Below are 3,085 nucleotides of genomic sequence, written 5' to 3'. Positions count from 1 at the left end.
TGTTTTTGTCAGAACACTCCCTCACAATGACGATTTTATGGGTTGTTGTTGTAAGAATTGTTTATTTGTTTAATTGGTGATTTGTTTATTCGGAATTTGACTGCTGACTGGTAATTTGTTTATCCGTAACACATAACTCTAAGTACTTTAGGCACTTTAAGTACTCTAAGTATTTCTTTTTGTTTATTTGAAAGCATTTGTGAAACTTTTTGCTAAGTAGTTAAAATTTTAACTTTATATTTTATAAACTCATCCCTGCCTTCTCTAAAAATAAAGAAGGAGTAAGCGGTAAAGTTAAAATTTTCACTGCAAGTATTAGGTATTTTTACAAAAATGATTTTTCAAAAATTATTGTTGAAATATGTACAAATGTATCATCCCTCTTTGCTTGCAGAGAGGGACAGGAGGGTGAGTCAAAGGAAGTTGCTATGAAAATAAAGAAGGAATAAGGGTAAATAAAATTAGAGTTAATAAGCTATAAGATTGGTTTAAAGCCTGTTAGGTAGAGAGATTGCGGTGTGTTTTATTTTTTAAATCAATAGACAAAAGAACAATTGAATTATATATTTTTGTTAGCCTAAAATAAATGATAGCAATGAAAAAAATTACATCCTTTTTAAGTATTTTAATTGTACTTATCTCTTTTCAAATTAAAGCACAAAATGTAACAGTTTACCCTTCATATAAATGGGGTGTTGGTTTTAACATCGGGCATCTTTTTGAATGTAGTGATGTCCGCTGGGAGCCAGGCTTTGGCTATGGTTTTACTCTTCAAAGATTTTTAAATCCTGATACGGACGGATTTTTTAATGTTTCAATTCGTGGGAGGTTGCTTAACGGAACTTCTTTCGGGCAAGATTGGATAAAATCTGAAGGATTATTGAAGAATACTGCTTTGAATGGAATTACTGACAACAAAATGGATTACAGCTCTTCTCCCGGATTTGTTTTTAGTAATCATAGAACAGAGATTTCAGAGCTTTCTGCCGAAGCTGTTTTTTATGCTAATAAACTGAGAAGAGAAAAAAGAATTCTTTTTTATTTTTGGGGTGGAATTGGAGTAACTGAATTTACTACCTACATAAATCAATTGAATTCTAATGCTTTAAAATATGATTATACTTTAATAACTGCCGATAAAAAGAAGGATATTCTTAATGAGCTTGATGTACTACTTGATGATGATTATGAAACTTTTGCTGATGGTGTTACTGCTGAGGCAAATACTTTTACAACTAATCTTGGTATTGGCTTAGGTTATATGATTACACCTTCGTTATCAATAGCATTGGAACATAAAATTTCTTTCACAAGTACTGATATTCTTGATGGACAAAAATGGACAAATGAAAATGAACTTACAGGAGATAATGATATTTATCATTATACAAATCTTGGCTTTACTTTTTATTTTAATAAAACACGTAAAACTCCAAAACCTAAGCCTGTAATAGTTGAAAAGAATAAAAAACCTGTAATAATTATAAACCAACCTAAAAAAACTCCATATCAAAGTCCTGATTGTAAAACTGAAATAATAGCAACTGTTTTGAATGTTGACACTAAAGAACAGATAGATGTTTTTGCAAATGGAGGAAAGTTACAGAAAAGTAATTATAATTTTTTTGCTAAAAACAAACGACTTACAATTCATAAGGAAATTAAAGAGTCAACAACATTTAAAATTACTGCAACTAATGATTATGGAAGTAGCTCAAAAGTCAGAGTAATTTATTGTAAGCAAGCACCTCAAAAACAAAAACCTATAGTAAAAATTGTAAAGCCTTACTCAAATCCGTATTTGTCGGAAGAATGTTTTGCTTTGGTAAAAGCTAAAGTTGAAAATATTTACGATAAAAATAATATAAAAGTAAGTGAAAACGGCAACTATCTTTTGTCTTCCGAATTTTCCTTTGATGTATCAACAGGGGAATTAGAGTTTAGTAAATCAATAAGTAAAATCTCAAATTTTAAAATTTTGGCGACCAATGAAATGGGAAGTGATTTTGATGAAGTTAGTATTCATTGCAGAGGAAAAGGGAAGAAACCTGAAATAAATGTTGTTCAACCAAACACTTCAATTGTGGAAACAACTGATTGTAATGCGAGAATTTCTGCAAGAATATACAATATTGACAGTAAACAAGATGTTTCCATTAGTTTAAATGGAAGCCAACTTAACTCAAGTAAATTTGATTACAATTCATCAACAAAAAATTTGAGATTAAATACTGCTTTTTCAGGAGAAAGTGTTTTTGTGATTAAAGCATCAAATAAATATGGATATGCAAAAGCAAGAATCACTTTTTTGTGTAAAAGTAAAAATAGAAAGCCTTTTGTGAAAATAACAAAACCTTATGTTAATCCATTTAGAACCGAAAAGTTTGAAGCAAATATTATTGCTGATGTTTTAAATGTTGATTCGAAAAATAATATCCGTGTTACTGAAAATGCTGTTACACTTTCGCAATATTTATATGACTTTAATCCTGAAAGGCACATTTTGACATTAAATAAAAGTATTAAAAATACTTCTGTTTTTAAAATAACTGCAACAAATGAAACAGGAACTGCTTCGGATGATGTTACAATTATTGCTGTTAAAAAAGCTAAGAAAATGCCTGTTGTAACAATTAACAATCCCAGCACAAACCCTTATGTTTCTGCTAATTGTAATGCATACATCACAGCAACAATTATAAATGTTGAAGATAATAATAACATAAAAGTTACTCAAGATAATTTTACATTACTTCCTTCTGCTTACAAATTTTCTCCGTCAACAAATTTATTGCAAATCCAAAGAAAGCTTAGTGAAGATAGTGAATTTAAAATAACAGCTACTAATAGTTCAGGTAGTGCTTCTGCTTCTGTATTAATAAAGTGTACAAAAAAAATTGAGTTGAAACCAACAGTTGTAATTACTAAACCTACTTCAACTTTTTATTCTTCAGAAGATTGCAAAGCGAACATAAAAGCAACAATTCGAAATGTTAATTCAAAATCCCAAATTACAGTTACTGAAAATGCTAATGTAATTTCTCAAAATAAATATTCTTACAATTTGAATTCACAGGTTTTGAGC

General features: G+C 29.3%; 1 protein-coding gene. It reads left to right on the top strand.

All coding sequences use genetic code 11. The features are described 5' to 3' along the window. Window positions 1-595: 595 nt before the first annotated feature. The coding region (locus U9R42_01435; protein MEA3494677.1) for a hypothetical protein at window positions 596-3,085 on the top strand (2,490 nt) is incomplete at its 3' end.

Source organism: Bacteroidota bacterium (assembly GCA_034723125.1).
In the GTDB taxonomy this organism is placed as follows: Bacteria; Bacteroidota; Bacteroidia; order CAILMK01; family JAAYUY01; genus JAYEOP01.
This window is presented reverse-complemented; position numbering and strand designations above follow the sequence as displayed.